The sequence below is a fragment of the Streptosporangium sp. NPDC004631 genome (assembly GCF_053601935.1).
Genome location: NZ_JBSGCR010000052.1, coordinates 1 through 19265 on the forward strand (window position 1 = coordinate 1; position 19265 = coordinate 19265).

A 19265-nucleotide genomic window follows, 5' to 3' on the forward strand; every position below is an offset into this window, starting at 1 on the left:
CCGCCAGGCGGTGCACTTCCATCTGCGCAACGCGCAGGCGTGGGCGAACAAGGCGGTCGGTGAGGATCTCACCGCCCAGATCGACCCGGACTTCGTCTTCGGGCCCACACGAGTATCCCTCTCGCGCTAGATGGAGGTGGACGGGCCCGTGCTTAATGTCTGAATGATCCCTTTCTGAGAGGAGAACGAAGCATGTCGCTGACCGTTCCGAACGATCTTCTCGATCAGGCGAAGGCCGGTGAGGTGGACGACGAGGCATTCGTCGCCTGCGTTCGTGACTCTCTGCCGTACGCCTGGTCGGTGATCAGCGATCTGGTGCAGCAACGCGACCTCACCGGTGCGGAGTTCACCGACAACACCGTCCCCCCTCCCGACGAGACCGCCCGCGGCCAGTTACTCCGCTGCCTCGCCAGCGACGCCATGCGCAGCGCCCTGGAGCGCCACTTCGGAGTGAAGCTGGCCTTCCAGAACTGCCACCGGGTCGCGGTCTTCGACCCGACCGCCGTCAAGGCCCACGCCGAGTTCATCACCGCCCGTTCCCAGATCCTCAACCAGCGACCCGAGTTCGTCGACTGCTGACCGGAGACGACCACCACGGATAACCGCGGAGTACCGGACCCGGTGCGGGCAGGTGGGTCTAGCGCAGCCGGGGCAGCACCTCGGCCCCGAACCGCCTGATGTTCTCAAGGGTGCGGGCCTGATCGCCCGCACCCTCCACCATGAGGATCAGGTGCCGCAGCCCGGTCCTGGCGACGGTCCGCTCGATCCGCTCGACACACAGGTCGGCCGAGCCGACCGGATGCGCCCCGCAGAGGAAGTCCACATACTCCCCGATGTCACGCCGCGGTGGAGGGCGCCCGTCCACCGGCACATACCCCGCCAGGCCCGGCTCCAGCCACCTCGGCATGCTCCCCCGCAGCTCCCGTACGGCCTCCGCCGTCGAGTCGGCCACGTATCCCACCGCCGCCGCCACATGCCCGGGGTCCTCGGAGCCGTAGGAGCGCAGCAACTCCACCCGGCCCTCGTCCCCGACGTGCATGCCCAGCAGCATCGGCAGCCTCCGCTCGGCGGCCAGCGCCACCGTCCCGGGCGAGGTGCAGGCGACGAGCGGCCTGAGCCTGACCGCCGGAACCATGGGCACCCTCCTGAACCGGAAGAACTCCCCGTCGGCGGCGATCGTGTCCTGCCCGAGGGCAGCGCGGAGCAGGTCGAGCGACTCACGGAAGCCGCGCTCGAACCGGGGCAGCCCCGTTCCGAGCACCTCCAGCTCCAGCCACGGGCCGCCCCGTCCCACACCGAGCGTGAACCGCCCGCCCGAGACCTGGTCGAGGATCGCCGCCTGCTCGGCCAGGTCGACCGGGTGCCGCGCCGACAGCACGCTCACCGCCGTCCCCACCCGGATCCTGCTGGTACGGCCCAGCGCCACCCCGGCCAGCGTCACCGCCGACGGGCACACACCGTACGACATGAAGTGGTGCTCGGCGATCCAGGCGTCGTCGAACCCCGCCTCCTCCGCGACCGTCACCGCCTCCACCGTGTCCCGCAACACCTGTCCGGCCTCACGCCCCGGAAACCCCGCCGCAATAAGGAAGACACCGATTTTCATGATGATTACCCTGGAACAGCGCGGGTGACCGGGAAAGACCAGATCTCCGTTCCGGCCGACCTCCGCGAAACGCCGACGCCCCGGGCCGGCGACCAGCCGATCAATCCTGATGTCGCGAAACAACTGGAAACGCCAGACTCCTCCACAGAAGTCCGCCCCTCTTAGCGCGATGATCACGAATGTTCACTCAGTCGCCCGTCGTTCACCGGCACCGGCCAGGTCGATGTCACCACCCGCCGTACCGGCGCGGTGAGCGGTCCCCCGGCAGGGCAGGTGGTCACCGCACTAGCCGAACAGGCCGAGTTGGCCCTCTCCGGTCTGGGGGTCGCGGTGCCGCTTGAGGTGGCGCCAGCGGGGCAGGTCGTCCAGGTAGGACCAGGACAGGCGGTGGTGGCGGGTCGGGCCGAGGGAGGCCAGGGCCCGCTGGTGGACCGGGGAGGGATATCCCGCGTTGTCGGCGAAGCCGTACTCCCCCAGGCCGAGTGAGGCCATGTAGGCGTCGCGGCGGACCTTGGCGATCACCGAGGCCGCGGCCACCGAGACGCACGACAGATCGCCCTTGACCTCGCATCGGACCGGCCACGGCGCCCCGAGGTAGTCGTGCTTGCCGTCCAGGATGACCACGTCGGGCCTGGTCGGCAGCTCGGCCAGCGCCCGCCTCGCCGCGCGGCGCAGGGCCTCGGTCATGCCGAGGGCGTCGATCTCCTCGTGTGACGCCTCGCCGTACCCGATCCCGGCGGCCCAGGCGGTGATCTCGTCGAACATGGCGACGCGGCGGGCGGGGGTGAGCATCTTGGAGTCGGTCAGGCCCGCGGGCGGCTCCGACAGGTCCGTGACCACCGCGCACACCGCCACCGGCCCGGCCCAGGCACCCCGCCCGACCTCGTCCACCCCGGCGACCAGCTTCGATCCGCCGGCCGACAGCAGCCGTTCGAGCGCGTAGGAGGGAGGCACGGTCCGACGTTACCGGTCGGTGAGCCGTACCGCCTCCAGATCCTCGGCGAGCAGGCGGGCGGCGACGTGGACGGCCCGGAGGGTGACGGAGACGGCGGGCCGGTGGACACTGGAGGCGCGGGCGACGGCGTGGACGTCCCGGGAGACCGGGTCGCCGGGAAACTCCCTGACCACGATGCCCCGGACCCCGGAGGCCAGCGCCAGGGCGGGAACGGCCGCGATGCCGATGCCCTTGGCGACCAGGCCGAGGATGGTGCCCAGGCCCTCGAACTCCCACGGCACCGGCTGGGCGCCGCCGACCTCGGCCAGCAGGCGGTCCATGGCCAGCCGGGAGGGCTCGCCGTCCGGGGTGGCCATCCACGGCTCGTCACGCAGCTCCCGCAGGTCCACCGGCTCGTCCAGGGAGGCGAGCCGGTGCTTGCGGGGCACCACGAGCACCAGCGGATCGTGCAGCAGCGGGAAGACCCGCATCGTGTCCGACTCGCGCACCCGGCCGTACCAGTCGTCCACCAGCGCGATGTCCACCTCCCCCGACCGGACCTCGCGCATCCCGCGCCCGGACCTGGCCTGTCCCATGCGCAGGGTCAGCGCGGTGTGGCGGCGCAGCGACCTGGCCAGCGCGGGGGCGAAGGCCACCGCGGCGGTGGGGAAGGCCGTGACGGTGACCCGGCCGGAGGGCGTCCCCTCGTGGGCGGACAGATCGGACTCGGCGGTCTCCACCATCGACAGGATTCGCTCGGCGTGCTCGACCAGGCGGCGGCCGGCGTCGGTCAGCTCCGCGCTGCGGGCGGTCCGGTCGAGCAGCGCGGCCCCGGCCTCCCGTTCCAGCGCCGCGAGCTGCTGCGAAACGGCGGACGGACTGTAGCCCAGGGAGGCCGCGGTGGCGCTGATACTTCCTCGGCGGGCGAATTCGCAGATCAAGACCAGACGGCGAAAATCAAGCATTCGACTTCCTTATGCCTACCCACATCAACCAAAGCTTGTCCTGATGCCTGCACCCCATCAATCTTGGGAACGTTTCGCAATAACCGAGGGGACATTCATGAATGTGACGCTCTCCGCCACGCTGGCGGCCCATGAGGAGATCGAACGAAGACGGCGGGCCGGTGAGCGAGTTCTGCACCTCGCCTTCGGCGAGGCCGGTCTGCCCGTTCATCCGGCGCTCCGCGAACGCCTGGTCGCCGCCTCGGGGCACAACGGATACGGGCCGGTCGCCGGCGCCGCCGCGCTGCGCGAGGCGGCCTCCGGATACTGGCACCGCCGCGGCCTGCCCACCGACCCCGACCTGGTGGTCTGCGGTCCCGGCAGCAAGTCCCTGCTGTACGGCCTGCTGCTGGCCATCGGGGGCGACATCGTGCTGCCGGCGCCGAGCTGGGTCAGCTACGCCGCCCAGGCCGATCTGGCCGGGGTGCGTCCCCTGCGTGTTCCGGCACCCCCCGGCGAGGGAGGGGTGCCGGATCCCGAACGGGTCGTCTCCGCCGTCCTGCACGCGCGGTCCCAGGGGCGCGAGGTGCGCTCGCTGCTCGTCACGCTGCCGGACAACCCCACCGGCACGCTGGCCTCCGCGCGGACGATCCGGCGCGTCGTCGAGGTGGCCCGCGACCTCGATCTCATCGTCATCTCCGACGAGATCTACCGCGACCTCGTCCACGACCCGGCCGCCGACTTCCTCAGCCCCGCCGACCTGGCCCCCGAGCGTACGGTGATCACCAGCGGGCTCAGCAAGAGCCTGGCCCTCGGCGGCTGGCGGATCGGCGTGGCCCGGATCCCCTCCGCCGGGCTGCGGGACCGGCTGCTCGCGGTGGCCAGTGAGATCTGGTCCAGCCCGACGGCCCCGGTCCAGCAGGCGGCGGCCTACGCCTACACCGAGCCGGCCGAGCTCGTCGAGCGGATCGACGAGAGCCGCCGGCTGCACGGCGCGGTGACCCGGGCCGTGCACGAGAGGTTCGTCCGGGCGGGCGTGCGGGTGGCCGCGCCGCAGGGCGGCTTCTACCTCTACCCCGACTTCACCGGACTGGGCTTCGCGACCTCCGCCGCGCTGGCCGCGAGCCTGCTCGACGAGCACGGTGTCGGCGTGCTTCCCGGCCACGCCTTCGGTGACGATCCCGGAGCCCTCCGGGTGCGGGTGGCGACCAGCCTGCTGTACGGCGAGACGACCGAACGGCGGCTGGCCTCGCTGAGCGCGGCCGACCCCGTCGAACTGCCCTGGGTCTCGGCCTCACTCGATCATCTGAGCGAGGCGCTGACCGGCCTGCGGCGGGTATGTCCCGCATCGGGCGGACGCGAGCACACCCCTCTGCTCCCGACCCCGGTGACGGGGTGATCGGCGGGGGTCGCCGGCCGGGGAGGCTCCGCGGCGGCGGGGTGGGGCAGCCATGGCATCCATACCGCCTGAGCTGGTGTTTTCCCTGTCATTCGGTGAGGGGATAAATACTTCTCTGGATGCTCGTCAAGATGTCTCATGCCATTTGGCACCAGGCATGGGATTGAGCCCTCATCATGTGCTCATGCCCGCTTTTGTCACCCTGTCCGGGCGCTCCGTGCGCCTGGAACCGCTCAGCCTCGCGGTGGTCGACGACCTGGTCGCCGCGGCGAGTGAAGACCGGTCCACCTACGGTTTCACTCCCGTTCCCCACGGCCGGGAGGAGATGGCCTCCTACGTGGAGGCCACTCTGGCTGAGCAGGCGGAGGGCCGTACGATGCCCTTCGCCATCCGGTGGCTGCACACCGACCGCATCGTCGGTGCCACCCGTCTCATGCACCTGGAGTACTGGCAGGGCCCCATGCCCTGGCCACCGGGCACGCGTGGAGCGGTGGGCGAGGTCCCGTCCGTGGCGGACATCGGTTACACCTGGCTGGCCGCTTCGGCCCAGGGCACCGGTGTCAACCGGGAGAGCAAGTATCTGATGCTCTCCCTCGCCTTCGAGACGTGGCAGGTCCACCGCATCACCCTCAAGGCCGACGTACGGAACGTACGCTCCCGGGCCGCCATCGAGGCCCTCGGCGCGCACCTGGACGGTGTGCGACGGGCGGAGACCCGAGGCGCCGACGACACGGTCCGAGATACCGCCTACTACTCGATCCTGAGTTCAGAGTGGCCGCTGGTGCGAGAACGGCTCCACGCGCGGCTCGACCTGGTCGAGGCGGCGTAGAGCCCCCGTTCACCTCGATACTCGAACCTGGCCGAGACGGCGCAGGCACCCCGTCACCAATGACTTCACGGAACAGAGGGCCCGCCCGGGACTACCGGGCGGGCCTTGAGTTCGTCACATCCTTGTCGCCGGCCATCGGCTACTCGTCGTCGCCCTCGGCCTCGTAGATGTAGTCCCACTTGCCGCAGTACTTCCGCTTGGCCTGGTGGTTGTCCCAGTAGCAGACCCGGACCTGGACGTTGTCGACGTCGTACCGCGAGTAGTGGAAGGACTGGTAACCGCTGGAGCCGCACTTCTTGGCCCAGTAGTAGGACTCGTCGCCGTCCGCGTTCTCGAACTTGACCTGGACGTAGCCGCAGAGCCACTGCGGCGAGTACTTGTCGTAGAGCTTGCCCTCGACGTGGACCTTGTCGGAGTTGTCGCTCCACACGTGACCCTTGGCCTTGGCCCGGGAGTCGTCGTAGTACTTGGAATAGTTGGGGCCCCAGTACTCGTCATAGTCGTCGGTGACGGAGCTCGCACCGGTCGTGGCCGCGGCCGAGGCCGGGGAGACCAGTGCCGGAACACCCACCGTGAGGACGGCGGTGGCCGCGGCGAGTCCCAGGAGGTTGCGGATCGTGTGGTTCATGGTGGTTCTCCCTGAGGGGTGGAGACTCCCTTTTTCCCAGCGGGAGTCATGGCTCATTGATAGAGCGACCCGCCTGCACCGCGCTTACAGTTCCATTACCGGCACCTGCAAGCGGCTGGCAGACCGGGCATGGCCGCCCCCGTATGGGGCCATGCCCGGCATGTCACAGCATTACAAGCTGGGTTCAACGCCTGATTAACGACGAATCAACGCTCCGGCCAAGAGGCGCGCGGCATCCTAGGGGCGGGGCATTAAAGGACCTATCATTTGGTCATAAAGTTTTCCATCAGGGCGGAGATCTGAGAAATGGCTGCTCACGGCAGCGAAGACGGGTTGCGCTTCGCCGTGCTCGGCCCGGTCCAGGCGTGGCGGGAGGGTGCCGAGCTCGACCTCGGCACACCGCTCCAACGCTCCATTCTGGCGATCCTGCTGCTGCGCGAGGGCCGGGCGGTGACCCCCGCGGAGATGATCGACGCGGTCTGGGGTGAGGAGGCACCGCCCCGTGCGCTCGGCGCGCTGCGCACCTACGTCTCACGGCTGCGGGCCGTGCTGGAGCCCGGCAGGTCCCCCCGCACCCGTCCCGAGCTGCTCACCTCGGTGGGCCGGGGCTACGCCCTGCGACTGGGTGGCGGCCTCCTCGACCTGCTGCTCTTCGAACAGGGCGTCTCGGAGGCCGAGACCGCGCGCCGCGCCGGAGACCTGCACGGGGCCGCCGGGAACCTGCGCGCGAGCCTGGCGCTGTGCACCGGCGAGCCGCTGGCCGGGGCGGTCGGCCCCTTCGCCGAGCACCAGCGCGGCCGGCTCGTCGAGCGGCAGATGAGCGTGCTCGAAACCCTGATGGACCTGGATCTCGAACGGGGGCGGCACGCCGACGTCATCCCCGAGCTGACCGCGCTGGCCGCCGACCACCCGCTGCGTGAGGGGTTGCGCGCCCAGCTGATGCTGGCCTACTACCGGTGCGGGCGGCAGGCGGACGCGCTCGCGGTCTTCGCCGAGACCCGCGCCGCCCTGATCGACGAGCTCGGCATCGAGCCCGGCCCCGACCTGACCGCCCTGCACCAGCGCATCCTCACCGGTGATCCGAGCCTCACCCCCGCCACCGCCGAGCAGGTACGGCCCGCGCCCGCGGAGGCCCCGGAGCCGGCCCGGGAGGCGGAGACCACGAAGTCGGCGGAGCAGGCGGAGCAGGCGCCCCCCGAACTGCCCCGTCCCGCGCAGCTGCCCGCGGGCGTGAACGACTTCACCGGGCGCCGCCAGATCGTCGCCCGGCTGCACACCCTGCTCTCCGGCCGGGGCGGCACGGACCGCGTGCCGGTGGCCGCCATCTCGGGGATAGGCGGCGTCGGCAAGACCGCGCTCGCCGTACACCTCGCCCACACCATGCACGACGTGTTCCCCGACGGCCAGCTCTACGCCGACCTGCGCGGATACGGCCAGGAGCCGACGGCGCCCGAGTCGGTGCTGGCCGCGTTCCTGCGCGGGCTCGGCCTGCCCCCCGACATCATCCCGGACGGCCTGGCCGAGCGGTCCGCGCTGTTCCGCTCGCTCCTGGCCGACCGGCGAATGCTGGTGCTGCTCGACAACGTCAGGGACGCCGCACAGGTGAACCACCTGCTGCCCGGCTCGACCGGCTGCGCGGCGATCGTGACCAGCCGCCACAAGCTCGCCGACCTGGCCTCGGCCCGGCTGGTCGATCTGGACGTGATGGAGCCGGACGAGGCGCTGACCCTGTTCGGCACGGTGGCCGGCGCCGACCGGGTGGCCGCGGAACGCGCCGCCGCCATGGACGTGGTCGCGGCCTGCGGCTTCCTGCCGCTCGCGGTGCGGATCGTGGCGGCCCGGCTGGCCGCCCGGCCCTCCTGGACGGTCGCCTCGCTGGTGTTCCGGCTGGCGGACGAGCGCCGCCGCCTCGACGAGATGCGGGTGGGCAACCTCGCGGTGGAGGCGACCTTCGCCCTCGGGTACGGCCAGCTCGGCCCGGCCCAGGCGCGGGCGTTCCGGCTGCTCTCCCTCCCCGACGGCCCGGACATCTCGATCGGGGCCGCCGCCGCGCTGCTCGCGCTGAGCCCGATGGAGACCGAGGACATCCTGGAGTCCCTGGTAGACGCCAGCCTCCTGGAGGCCCCGACTCCGGGCCGCTATCGCTTCCACGACCTGCTCCGGCTTTTCGCCCGCCGCGCCGCGGAACGGGCCGACGGGACCGGAGAGAGCGGTGGCACCGGGGACGCTGAGGGCGCGGCCGGGGAGGGGACGCTCGCGCTGCGGCGGCTGCTCGGCTTCTACCTCGCCTCGGCGCGCTCGGCGCACCGGCTCGCCTACGAGGGCAGCATGATCGCCGACCGGCTCGCGGTGACCGTGCCCGGCCACACGTTCGCCTCGGCGGACGAGGCCGTGGCCTGGCTGTCGGCCGAGGTGGAGTCGCTGTTCGCGTCCATCGCCCAGGCGACCGGCGCGACGACGGCCGAGGGGCTGCTGCCCGCCGCCGACCTGCTACTCGCCATGGAGCCGCTGCTGGAGGCGGGCAGTCACGCCCCTGAGTTCGAGCATCGGACCCGGGAGACGCTCGCCGCCGCCCAGCGGCTCGGCGCGATCTCCAGCGAGCTGCGTTGCCGCTACGTGCTCGGCAGGGTGCTGTTCGGGGGCAACCGGCTGGCCGACGCCGCGGACGAGTTCCTGGCCTCGCTGAACCTGGCCGCGGGCGGCGACAGGATCGTCAGCGGCGAGGCGCTCAACGCGCTGGCCGTGGTGGCCGGCCGCCAGCGCCGCCATACCGAGGCGCTGGCCCTGTTCGACTCGGCGCGCAAGGTGTTCAGGGATGACGGCGCGCCGGGAGGCGAGGCGCTGACGCTCAGCTACTCGGCCCGGGACCACCTGTTCCTCGGCCAGCGTGAGGAGGCGATCGCCGCCGCCGAACGGGGCCTGGCCATCTTCATCGAGATCGGCTCCAGCGCGGGCACCGCCCGTGCCCGCTATCACCTGGGGATGATGCTGTCACGGGTCGGGCGCCTCAACGAGGCGGTCCACCACCACGCCGAGTGCCTGGCCTTCTTCCGGGCCAGCAGGCAGCGGGTGTGGGAACAGCGGGTCTGTTCCCGGCTGGCCGAGACGTTCATCACCGCCGGCCGGTTCCCGGACGCGACCCGTCATGCGGAGCAGGCGCTGTCGGTGAGCCGTGAGATCGGCCATCCGTACGGCGAGGCGCTGTCGCTGTGGGTGCTAGGCAGGGCGCTCGCCGGGCTCGGCAAGTCCGCCCGGAGCACCGACTGCCTCGAACGGGCCCACGACATCTTCGCCCGGCTCCACGCCCCAGAGGCCGCCGACCTGCGCGCGCTGCTCGACCGTGACCGGGTCGGGAACTGATCTGAGTCCGTCGTATAAGTCGTACAGGTCGTCATCGAGACGTGTCATCCAAAAATGGTTGATCACTGGAATTCCCGTCGGTCTGGAACCTGGAAGCCGGATGTGAGGTGCCCGGCCGGCCGTCTAGCCGCCGGAGGACGCGTAGGGGGCCCGGTTATCCGGTGCGTCAACCGACGGCCTGCCGCCTCACGTCAACGGCCGGCCGGACTCGACACGGCCCCTTACCCCCCGGGGACTCGTGCCCACAACCAGAGAATCCCCTCCACCGTTCAACGTCCGATCAACATCCGATCGGTGGTAAGGGCCAGGACTGTCCACAGGCTGTGGACAATCAGCCTGTGGATATGTGGAAAAACCCTTCGGCGAGCAGCGGACGGAGCGCTCCGGGAGCCTTCGCCCGCAGGTCGGCAAGGTTTTCACCGGTGAGCTCGGCGATCGCGGCAAGCAGCGGATCCAGTGGAAAATCGCCGTCGCAGACCCCTGCCAGCGCCGCCTCCACCGTCCCCACCTGTGCGCTACGGCGCAGCCCCCTGGTCTGCCTGAGCACGATCCGCGCCGGATCCTCGGCCCCGGGCGGCCCTACCCGCTCCTCCACCACACCGCCGGCCACCGCGAGCCTGGCTCCCAGCAGCTCGTCGTCGGTCAGCCGGTGCGTCCCGGCGATGGCGGCGAGCACCTCGTCCACATACTCCCCGACCGGGAGCTCCACCCGCTGGGCGAACTCCTCCACCCGCACCACCGGATCCAGGCTGCCGGAGTCGTGCAGGCTGATCCAGCCGAAGCCGACCCCGGTGACGTCCATGGACTCGAACCAGCCGAGCCAGTCGTCATAGAGCTCGCGGTAGCGGGGGGTGCCCTGCTCGGCGGCGTCCCGCAGCCAGAGCTCCACGTATTCGGCCGGGTCCTGGACGTCCCGCTGCACCGCCCAGCCGTCGCAGCCGGTCCCGGTCAGCCAGCCGCCCACCCGGTCCCGCCAGTCCTCACCGCCGACGTGCAGCCAGTTCGCCAGGAGCTGGCAGGTGCCGCCGGGAGAGAGTGCGCGGGGGGCCAGCCGTACGAGATCGCGACAGAAACCGTCGGCCTCGAGGCCGGACTCCCGGTACGCGAACCGGCCGCGAGGGGAGATCACGAACGGCGGGTTGGCGACGATCAGGTCGAAGCGTTCACCGGCGACGGGATCGAACAGCGAGCCCTCCCTGGCCTCCACCCCGTCGATCCCGGAGAGCGCCCAGCTCAGCCGGGCCAGCTCCAGCGCGCGGGGGTTGACGTCGGTGGCCACGATCTTCCCGGCCCGGCCGGCCAGGTGCAGCACCTGGACACCGCATCCGGTGCCGAGGTCGAGGGCGCGCTCCACCGGGCGGCGGGACACCAGCTGGGCCAGGTTCGCCGACGCCCCGCCAGCGCCGACGACGTGGTCCGTCCTGAGCGCCGGGTCACCGGGCCTGACCTTACGGTCGGAGACCAGGTAACCCCCCGTCTCCCAGGGCTGGAGATGGACGGCGGAGGTGATCAGGTCGCCCTCGGCGGTCACCAGGCCCGAGGCGGCCAGCTCGGCCACCGGGAGCCATCCGGGAGCCCGCACCGGCACACCCAGCCACCAGAGCCGGATCAGCGTGCCGAGCGGATCGCCGTCCCGGGTGGCGCGGAGCGCGGGCACCGTCTCCTCACGGGCGAGCGCGGTGGCTGCGACGCCGCCGAGACGCTCCCGGACTCCGTTGATGGTATAACCGGTGTCGAGCATCAGCTCTCTGAGGCGGTCGGCTAGATCGTTCACCGGGCCATCCTCGCACCGCACCCCCGGTGATGAGACCGCTACACAGCGCTGTAAGCGTTCTGCAAGCGGACCTTAAGCAGGAAGCGGTACCTCTTACATAGCCGCCGCATCTGCTCCAAAGGATCCAAGATGCTGATCCCCTGCTTCGCATGCGAGTCCCGTTTCCAACCCGACGAGTATTTCCGCGCCTGCCACGACTACAACCGGGGCAAGGATCTCGTGTCCTGGACCTGTCCCCGATGTGGCAACCGGGACGACCTCCGGGTCCTCCCCGGCGAGCTGGGATTCGGCTATCCCCGGCGCGGCCGGTTCGACGTCAGCGACCGGGTGCGCGTGCCCGGCCTGCGGCGGCAACGTCAGGATCTACGGCTCGACATCTCCCTGAACAAGGAGATCTGGCGGGTCCCCACCCGGCTACGGCAACTGGTGGGAGCGCACTGAGGCCGCTCCGGCCCTAGAGATCCCCGTACTCCGGGCCGGAGCACTCGGAAAAGAACCGAAGCGCCGATCAGCCCCCGACCGAAGCGCTCAGGCGGGCTGCTGGCGCAGGCTCTGCCAGGCCGCCCCGCACAGGCCCGCGATCTCCTCCTGGGTCGGCTGGTGGGCACCCCCGAACCACAGCCGGCACATCTCGGTGGCGGGCCCCAGCCAGAGCACATAACACATGGTCGGAGGGACGGGCTGGAGCAGGCCAGCCTTCATCTGGGGCCGCCACCAGTCGGAGACCTGCTTGAAGAACGCCCGGCGCAACTCGGAGACCTCGACACCGCCCGGCTCGTCACGCTTGGGCGGCCGCTCACTGATCAGCAGGTGTGCCCGCTCCCGGTTGTCCCCGCACCAGGTCATGTGCAGCGCGACGATGGCCTCGATGCCGTCCTGGGCGCCCTCGTGCCGCTGGAGCTCGGTGATGAACGCCTCCTGGTACATCCGCAGGGTGTCGGCGTAGAGGACCCCGAAGACATGCTCCTTGCTGGCGAAGTGGTGGTAGAAACTGCCGACGCTGACGCCGCTCTCCTCCCGGAGACTGGCCAGCGTGGTGGCCGAGACACCGTCCTGGTTGAATCGGCGCAGCGCTCCCTCAATGATCCGGGTACGGCCGTCGCGTCCACTCTTGGCACTCTTCACAGAGCCAATGGTGAGGCACCAGAACCTTATTCCGCAAATGGCGCCGAAAACCCAAAGAGCAGTTCGATCATAGCGCCCACTCGCGTGACGCGCCGCATAAACCAACCGCCGGGACGGCGCGGACCGGTCGGCGTTTGAACATGATCGGGTGCGCGGGTGCGAGGCGGGGCGTCCCCTCCCCGGCTCGTCCCCGATCCACGCGGTTTTCACACGTCCGATCGCCGGTCGCGAATCCGGCACGACATGGATGAGCGGGCGTCTCGACATGATCTGTGAACGGCTCGCGACCTCCGGTGAAATGGTACGGCGCCGGATCGCGACTAAAAACCGGTTGCCGCAGGCGGAATGATCTCGGAGATGCGCGCCGTCCCGGCAGGGGGCCGTATCTCGCGCATGATGATCACATTTCCTGGTTTGAGGTGCCGCCGACGCTCGAAACCCGGCGGCGACAACCTCGCGGGCGCCCATCCGCCCGGCTCCAAAGGAGCACGGCCCTCAGCCCGGAGCATGGCGACGCCGAACAGGGGTTCACCCTCAGGTGTGACAAGATCGATGTCCCACATGGGGCGGAGCACTCCACGGGGAGGTGCGGATCGCGTGCGACCTCCGTCCTCCGCGCTCATGAGGCGGGGTTCGGCACGGACGGCACCGCCGCGGTCCTCTGCGGCCCTCGCCACATCGCCATTCGAACCAGCCGGCATCCTCATGAAGCCACGTCAGGCGAGCGGCGTCGGCCGGCAGGCTCCAGAATTCGGGTGGCCGAGGATGCGCGTCGCCGAGGTCTTCGTGATCTTTGAAAGTTCAATGATCACGAAAGAAGGTATTTAGCCCTGTGCGCATTACCCTCTTTCTCTTGCATTGCCACCCTGACGGACATGAAACGAGCACGACATTGAACTACCGGCCGGTTGTGGAACACCTGACGCCTATTCGAAATGCCATTTTTGGCGCTGCAGGGATCTGGTTATAACTCGCGGCATCCAGAACCGGGACACCAGAATAGAAGGCGTGGGCCGGCAGAGGTGAAACGGGTGGCGGTGGCTGGTCATCGGACTGATGGTTGGCGCATTGGCTGCATATCCGGGACGGAGGCCAGCGGACGGATCTGGCGAGAGGCCGGGACGGGCTCCCGCCAGACGATCAGGGGAGCGGTCAGCCCCGATTCTCCTCGATGTCCTGCCGCGACCGGCGAACCGGAGCCGGGCAAAGGAGCCTGAAACCTCCGAGGCGCCCGGAGGAGTCCCGGGCCGCGTAGACGCGCGGCCCGGAACGTCGGTCCGTCCTCGGATCAGTCGGAGAGCCGGCCGCGGTATCCGACCGGCCCCTCGTCGGGGAATCGGGCGCTGCCTTCGAACCTGTCACCATTGTCGAAGAAGGTTACCGAGCCGTTGCCGTCGTCGCTGCTCCACGTGACCGTGGTGCCCGTAGAGGGACGGCCGTCCTGGGGAACGACGGCGTTGCGGTTGGTGAGGCTCAGCTCAAGGGGCTGATCCTCCTGCCAGCCCCCTCCGCCCGTGTAGATCTCGGTGTCGTACCTGGCCATTGCCTTCTCCTTCGCTCAACGTGGGCGTGAAGACGCGCGAAGCCTTCCGGGAGCACCCGTCCGGAGTGGTCGGCGCCTCTTCTCGCCCGGGTGAAATCCGCCGGGTCTTCCGGCGGAGCCTGATGATCCGCCGGGTCTTCCGGCGGAGCCTGATGACCGATCAAGAACAACCCATCCCGCACCCCGTCTCGCGTGGGCTTCACTTCGCTCCGCCACGGGGTGCTCCTGCGGCGGACGCTTGCGAGTCGGTCAGTGGCCGGTGTGCGGGTGACGGAGGTTGGAAACGCTTGGAGACGTCGACGCCGACGCCGGCGTTGTCGCCGCTGCCGCCGGTGTAGGAGTGGTTGAAGCCCCCGCTGGAGCCGCCGAAGTCGTAGCTGTTGCCGCCGTAGTAGGGGTTGTCCCAGTGGAAGCGGACGGTCTGGCCGGAGACGGAGCAGTCGGCGGCGCGCCAGACGACGGTGCCCTCGGTGCCGGTCGTCCAGCCGTCGGACTCGGTGCGGAAGTGATCGGTGCCGTAGGCGGGGATCTCGCCGGCGGGGTCGATCGCCCACCTGCCGTAGTCGACGACCTTGGTTACCTGGACCAGCCTGCAGTCGGTGTTGTTGTGCCAGGTGATGTCGACGCTACGGGGAGCGGCGGCGTGGGCTGTGGCTGGGGCGAGCAGGATGCCTCCTGCCGCCAGGACCACCGGGACGAGGGGGGCACGTCTCATCGAGAGGGACCTTCCGGTTGTCTGGACTGCAGGTCGTTCCCCGACCAATGATTACACTCAGTAAATTTATCATCACAATCAGCACTGTGATTGGGTGTCGAAATTGCGGCCAGGACGGTTGAACATGAACGTTCCCCCCCGAATGAGGCGGCCCCAAAAGCCCAAAACGCCCTATCGGGATCCACTGGAGAGCGTCAGCGGGTGCGCGGACAGGGCAATGTCACCGAACCGATAGTGCTTCCATCCGACCAACGACGCCCACGACAACGGCGGCAAGGGCAAGGACTACGTGATCGGGGGAGCCGGCCTCGGCCGGCGCACGCCGGATACTTGCGGCCTACCTGGCCGAACGCGAGCAAGAGGGCTATTACGACCCCGACTATTACGTCGAGGAGGACGACTGACGTCGGTGCACAGCAGCATCTACGGCGCGTTCAAAGCGTGTCGGGTGGTGCGGCGCGAGAGCTTCACCCTGGTCACCTTCGATCCCGAGACCGGACCGCGTACCGGGGTCGATCGATCGGATCTGCCGCGCTTCGCCCCTCCGAGCTGACCACGACGGCGCGTTACCTCGATCGTGCTCCTTCCGGCTGGTGGTGGCGGGCTGGACCGGCTACGGCCGCGCCCGCAGCGTGAGGGGGGCGAAGGCGTGCCCGGCCCACAACTCACGGGAGGTCTCCTCCCGATACGCCGTTATGTCCGGCTCGGTGTCGATGACCCAGGTATGCCTGTTTTGTGGCTCGTACGTCGGCCAGCCCGGATCCCCGGTCGTGGCGAAGGCGATCCATGCCGCGCGGACCCGGGCCGACAGCTCGGCCGCGGCTGGTGGCGGCTCCTGTCCGAGCAGCAGTCCTGCCGCTCCAGCGGTCAGGTTGCCGAACGTCAGTGGCAGGCCGAGCCCGTGGCAGGCGCCGAGGGCATCGCCGCCCATGCCGGGGGCCGGCCAGGTCAGCTCGTACAGGTGGGCCCGGCCGCGCCTTTGGTGGGTCTCGGCCAGCCGGACGGAAGGCATCCGGAACATCCAGTCGGAGTGCACCAGCTCGTACAGCCGCTCCTCGTCGGCCCCGGGGTAGGCGGCCCGGTAGGCCTCCGGGTCCGGGGCGAGCTCCCGCAGCGCGGTGGCCGCCCGCTCGGCGGTGATCTGGCCGGTGTCGCCCCTGATGGCCATGAACAGCCGATACTCGTCGCGGGTGTGCCCCACGATCAGCTCCACATCGCGCGCGGCCCCCTCCGCCAGTGACCGCCACGGCACCGCGGGCAGTACCTCGCCGTCCACGACCGGCGCGAACGGCGCCTGAACGTACGCGGCCCGGCCCCACTGCGGGCAGCCGCCCATCTTGTTCGCCACCGCGTCCCCGGCGTCGATCAGCCGCTCCGGCGACAGGCGGGCGAGTTCGCCCGCGAGCGGGGCCATGCCCAGCTCACCGGCTAGGGCGGCGGCGATGTCGGCGGCCAGTTCAGCGGAGAAGAACAGGCCTGGCACGCTCTGCGCAATCGCCCTGCGGAACAGACCGGCGGCTCTGGGCATCGCCATCAGCGCCGCGATGCTCCCGGCCCCGGCGGACTCCCCGAAAACGGTGACCCGGTCCGGATCTCCGCCGAAAGCCGCGATGTTGTCGTGCACCCAGCGGAGGGCGGCCACCTGGTCCAGTAACCCGCGGTTGGCCGGTGCCCCCTGGAAGTGTCCGAAGCCCTCGGCGGAGACCCTGTAGTTGAAGGTGACCACGATGACGCCGTCCCGGGCGAGCACGCGGCCGTCGAAGACCGGGTCTCCGGACCACCCGTACATGTAACCCCCGCCATGGATCCACACCATCACCGGCAGCCGGGCGGCGCCCAGGTCGGGGGACCAGACATTGACGGTCAACCAGTCGCCGTCCGCGCCGGACATGCCGGACGCGCCCAGCACTCTGGACTGCGGCGGCGGCGGACCGAACGCGCCGGCCTCGCGCACCCCGTCCCACGGCTCAGACGGCACCGGTGCGGCCAGTCGCAGGGCGCCCACCGGCGGGCGCGCGAATGGCACGCCGCGGAAGACGGTCACGCCATCCTCCATCCGCCCGCGCAGCCTTCCCGTGGTCACCCGGACCTCCGGGTCTGCGGATCCGATGGCGCTCATGGCACACTCCTCTTCCGGGGGTGCCCGCTCCCATAGCCAGGCGCGGCCATCTTCGCCCAAACCGCGAGCTCGCCGCACCTCGATATCGAAGCGCGCCAAGCACCTGCCTTCGCCTGCGCACGATCACCGGGACGGGCGGGCGTAACGGTATTTCCTCGCCGGCTCGGCTCGGTTCGCAACGCCCTCGGCGCGCTCGCCGACAGCGACGCCGTCGAGCGGCTGAAGCGCGGCCTGTACGGCCTGACCCGAACGCGGCGCCCCCGCCCGTCACGGGCGAAGGGCGCCGGTCAGTAGTCGTCGTATCCGTCGTGCCTCGCTAGTCGATATAGATGCTGCCGACGAGCTTCCACTCGTTGCGCTGGTCAGGTCCAAGAGCGCCGAGTATCCGGTGGTTACACCTGTCGCCTTTGTAGATGACAGCCGCCGTCTTGGTGCGGTTGATCGCCGAAAGCGGTCCCATGACGGTGTAGCAGCCGCTGGGGTTGTGGTGGCGTCGGCCGTTGATCCATAACGCGCCGTTCTTCCCCGCCCAGGCGGTGCCGGACGGGACCAGGACCACGGTTGTGGCGGTGATAAGAGCGGCCAGGGCCGCGGTGAGCAGAGGGCGGGCCAGGTGCACGAGATGGTGTCCCTTCGTGGGGTGCATGACCTCACGAACATAACCATAAGTAGTTGATCGATCACTTAGTGCTCGGTAAGGGTGTCGTCATTTCCATGCCCTGCCCCTCGCGGAGCCGCACCACGAGCGGATGGAGCCACTGCTGCGCGCGGCGGCCGAAGCCGACCCCCAGTAGAGGCACAACACGAAAACAGCCCGCCGCTCGAACCTCCGTTCTAGCGGTCGTCGCAACACCCCAGTTCAGGGGATGCGATGGACTTCAGGATCCGGGAGCTGCGGACAATGGCCCAGGGGCGTAAGCAGCTGCTGCGTGAGCGGCTGGAGTGGGGTGAGGCGTGGGTCGACTCGGAGCGGGTCTTCACGAAGGAGAACGGCGAGCCGCTGCGACCCGAGTACGTCTCGGAGCGGTTCGGCACGCTCGCGGGCCGGGCCGGTCTACCGCCGGTGCGCCTCCGCGATCTTCGGCACGGGGCGGCGACGATGCCGCTTACCGCTGGTGTACCGATCAAGGTCATTTCGGAGATTCTCGGCCACGCGACATCGTCGTTCACGAGCGACATGTACACCTCGGTTGCCGAGGAGCTGTCGGAGCAGGCCGCCGCGGCGATCGCCGCTTTCGTGCCACGCCAGAAACGGAACACGGCCGTGCGTGCCATCAATGTGCCATCAGAGGCCGGTAATGATCTCTGACATGACGAAGGGAGCCCGTGATCTCTCACGGACTCCCTGGTCACTGCGGAGGCTCGGGGATTTGAACCCCGGATGGGCGGTAAACCCAAACCGCATTAGCAGTGCGGCGCCATAGACCTGACTAGGCGAAGCCTCCTGGTTGCCGAGTGGCTCAGCACAGAGTACCGGCCATCCGGCGAGGCGGCAAAGCGGTTCGGGGTCGCGTCGCCCGGAAGGAATCCCGCGAAGTTATCCACCTCTGTGGATAACTTCTTGCACATCTGTGGACAGAACCAGGTCACGTCCAGCGAAGTGGTGTATGAGTTGACCTTCGCGTGATCCTGTTTCTGCAGGTTAAGCGGTAAGTGTCTGCGGGATCGGGTTCTGCTGCGGTGTGTCGCTCACGATGACGCGCATTCGGATTTTGGCCAGGAGGTCCAGGCCCATGTAGCGGCGGGCCTCGGTCCACTCATCGCTTTGCTCGGCCAAAACCGCGCCGACAAGACGGATGATCGAGCCGCGGTCGGGGAAGATGCCCACCACGTCGGTGCGGCGGCGGATCTCCTTGTTCAACCGCTCCTGAGGGTTGTTCGACCATATCTGCCTCCAGACCTCTCGTGGGAAGGCCGCGAAGGCAAGGAGCTCTTCGCGGGCCGCGTCCAGGTGCTCACACGCGGCCGGATACTTCGCTTCCAAGGCGTCGATCACCCAGGTGTGCTGGGTGCGCACCGCTTCGCTGGTGGGCTGGTCGAAGATGGTGCGCACCAAGGTCGCCACCCACGGCTGCGCCGATTTGGGCACCGTCGTCAACAGGTTGCGCAGGTAGTGCGTGCGACAACGCTGCCAGGACGCTCCCGGCAACGTCGCGCCGATCGCCGCCACCAGCCCGGTGTGGGCATCGGAGATGACCAGCTGCACCCCCGACAGGCCGCGAGCGAGAAGATTGCGCAGGAAGGCCAGCCATCCGGCGCCGTCTTCGGCCGAGGTCACCTCCAACCCCA

18 protein-coding genes and 1 tRNA gene are annotated in these 19265 nt (G+C 69.6%); 7 read left to right on the top strand and 12 right to left on the bottom strand.

The genetic code is table 11. From position 1 onward, the window contains the following. Positions 1-192 precede the first annotated feature (192 nt). On the top strand, positions 193-579 hold the full coding sequence (locus tag ACWEF2_RS30510) for an SCO5389 family protein (RefSeq protein ID WP_453819736.1): 387 nt from the start codon (positions 193-195) through the stop codon (positions 577-579). Between the two features lie 58 nt (positions 580-637). Here ACWEF2_RS30510 and ACWEF2_RS30515 read toward each other — a convergent pair whose 3' ends face one another. The 3 genes from ACWEF2_RS30515 to ACWEF2_RS30525 all read right to left on the bottom strand — a co-directional run bounded on the left by ACWEF2_RS30515 (position 638) and on the right by ACWEF2_RS30525 (position 3505). After that, the gene (locus tag ACWEF2_RS30515; protein ID WP_453819737.1) at positions 638-1606 is read right to left on the bottom strand and encodes an LLM class flavin-dependent oxidoreductase; all 969 of its coding nucleotides are present in this window, start codon (positions 1604-1606) and stop codon (positions 638-640) included. A 285-nt stretch (positions 1607-1891) separates the two neighbouring features. Then, positions 1892-2560 (bottom strand): ribonuclease HII, encoded by a 669-nt coding sequence (locus tag ACWEF2_RS30520; protein ID WP_453819738.1) that lies wholly within the window; start codon positions 2558-2560, stop codon positions 1892-1894. Between the two features lie 9 nt (positions 2561-2569). Next, the gene (locus ACWEF2_RS30525; protein ID WP_453819739.1) at positions 2570-3505 is read right to left on the bottom strand and encodes a LysR family transcriptional regulator; all 936 of its coding nucleotides are present in this window, start codon (positions 3503-3505) and stop codon (positions 2570-2572) included. A gap of 97 nt (positions 3506-3602) precedes the next feature. Here ACWEF2_RS30525 and ACWEF2_RS30530 point away from each other — a divergent pair, with 97 nt between their 5' ends. Both ACWEF2_RS30530 and ACWEF2_RS30535 read left to right on the top strand, forming a co-directional pair. Further along, on the top strand, positions 3603-4883 hold the full coding sequence (locus tag ACWEF2_RS30530) for a pyridoxal phosphate-dependent aminotransferase (RefSeq protein ID WP_453819740.1): 1281 nt from the start codon (positions 3603-3605) through the stop codon (positions 4881-4883). Between the two features lie 184 nt (positions 4884-5067). Then, a complete protein-coding gene (locus tag ACWEF2_RS30535; protein ID WP_453819741.1) occupies positions 5068-5712 on the top strand; it encodes a GNAT family N-acetyltransferase in 645 nt (214 codons plus the stop codon). A gap of 139 nt (positions 5713-5851) precedes the next feature. On the opposite strand, the gene ACWEF2_RS30540 is transcribed toward ACWEF2_RS30535, so the two are convergent. Continuing rightward, entirely contained in the window at positions 5852-6340 is a 489-nt protein-coding gene (locus ACWEF2_RS30540) for a hypothetical protein (protein WP_453819742.1), read from the bottom strand. A gap of 306 nt (positions 6341-6646) precedes the next feature. Here ACWEF2_RS30540 and ACWEF2_RS30545 point away from each other — a divergent pair, with 306 nt between their 5' ends. Then, on the top strand, positions 6647-9700 hold the full coding sequence (locus ACWEF2_RS30545) for an AfsR/SARP family transcriptional regulator (RefSeq protein WP_453819743.1): 3054 nt from the start codon (positions 6647-6649) through the stop codon (positions 9698-9700). Between the two features lie 331 nt (positions 9701-10031). Here ACWEF2_RS30545 and ACWEF2_RS30550 read toward each other — a convergent pair whose 3' ends face one another. Further along, the gene (locus ACWEF2_RS30550; RefSeq protein WP_453819753.1) at positions 10032-11441 is read right to left on the bottom strand and encodes a DUF7059 domain-containing protein; all 1410 of its coding nucleotides are present in this window, start codon (positions 11439-11441) and stop codon (positions 10032-10034) included. A 162-nt stretch (positions 11442-11603) separates the two neighbouring features. Between ACWEF2_RS30550 and ACWEF2_RS30555 the strand changes: the two genes are divergently transcribed. Further along, complete coding sequence (locus tag ACWEF2_RS30555) at positions 11604-11915, top strand: hypothetical protein (protein ID WP_453819744.1); 312 nt, start codon at positions 11604-11606, stop codon at positions 11913-11915. 87 nt (positions 11916-12002) lie between these two features. Here ACWEF2_RS30555 and ACWEF2_RS30560 read toward each other — a convergent pair whose 3' ends face one another. From ACWEF2_RS30560 to ACWEF2_RS30570, 3 genes are all read right to left on the bottom strand, one after another. Next, entirely contained in the window at positions 12003-12599 is a 597-nt protein-coding gene (locus ACWEF2_RS30560) for a TetR/AcrR family transcriptional regulator (protein WP_453819745.1), read from the bottom strand. Between the two features lie 1288 nt (positions 12600-13887). Continuing rightward, on the bottom strand, positions 13888-14142 hold the full coding sequence (locus ACWEF2_RS30565) for a hypothetical protein (protein WP_453819746.1): 255 nt from the start codon (positions 14140-14142) through the stop codon (positions 13888-13890). A gap of 199 nt (positions 14143-14341) precedes the next feature. Further along, positions 14342-14857: a hypothetical protein gene (locus tag ACWEF2_RS30570; protein WP_453819747.1), complete on the bottom strand. Its 516-nt coding sequence runs from the start codon at positions 14855-14857 to the stop codon at positions 14342-14344. 409 nt (positions 14858-15266) lie between these two features. On the opposite strand from ACWEF2_RS30570, the gene ACWEF2_RS30575 reads away from it, so the two are divergent. Further along, positions 15267-15410 (top strand): hypothetical protein, encoded by a 144-nt coding sequence (locus ACWEF2_RS30575; RefSeq protein WP_453819748.1) that lies wholly within the window; start codon positions 15267-15269, stop codon positions 15408-15410. Positions 15411-15470: 60 nt separating this feature from the next. On the opposite strand, the gene ACWEF2_RS30580 is transcribed toward ACWEF2_RS30575, so the two are convergent. Then, on the bottom strand, positions 15471-16976 hold the full coding sequence (locus tag ACWEF2_RS30580) for a carboxylesterase/lipase family protein (protein WP_453819749.1): 1506 nt from the start codon (positions 16974-16976) through the stop codon (positions 15471-15473). Positions 16977-17292: 316 nt separating this feature from the next. Continuing rightward, positions 17293-17622: a hypothetical protein gene (locus ACWEF2_RS30585; protein WP_453819750.1), complete on the bottom strand. Its 330-nt coding sequence runs from the start codon at positions 17620-17622 to the stop codon at positions 17293-17295. A gap of 225 nt (positions 17623-17847) precedes the next feature. On the opposite strand from ACWEF2_RS30585, the gene ACWEF2_RS30590 reads away from it, so the two are divergent. Further along, complete coding sequence (locus ACWEF2_RS30590) at positions 17848-18285, top strand: tyrosine-type recombinase/integrase (protein WP_453819751.1); 438 nt, start codon at positions 17848-17850, stop codon at positions 18283-18285. Between the two features lie 46 nt (positions 18286-18331). Here ACWEF2_RS30590 and ACWEF2_RS30595 read toward each other — a convergent pair. Both ACWEF2_RS30595 and ACWEF2_RS30600 read right to left on the bottom strand, forming a co-directional pair. Beyond that, positions 18332-18421 (bottom strand) — tRNA-Ser (locus ACWEF2_RS30595). Between the two features lie 197 nt (positions 18422-18618). Further along, positions 18619-19265: IS256 family transposase (locus tag ACWEF2_RS30600; RefSeq protein WP_453819752.1), on the bottom strand; the 647-nt coding region annotated here is incomplete at its 5' end.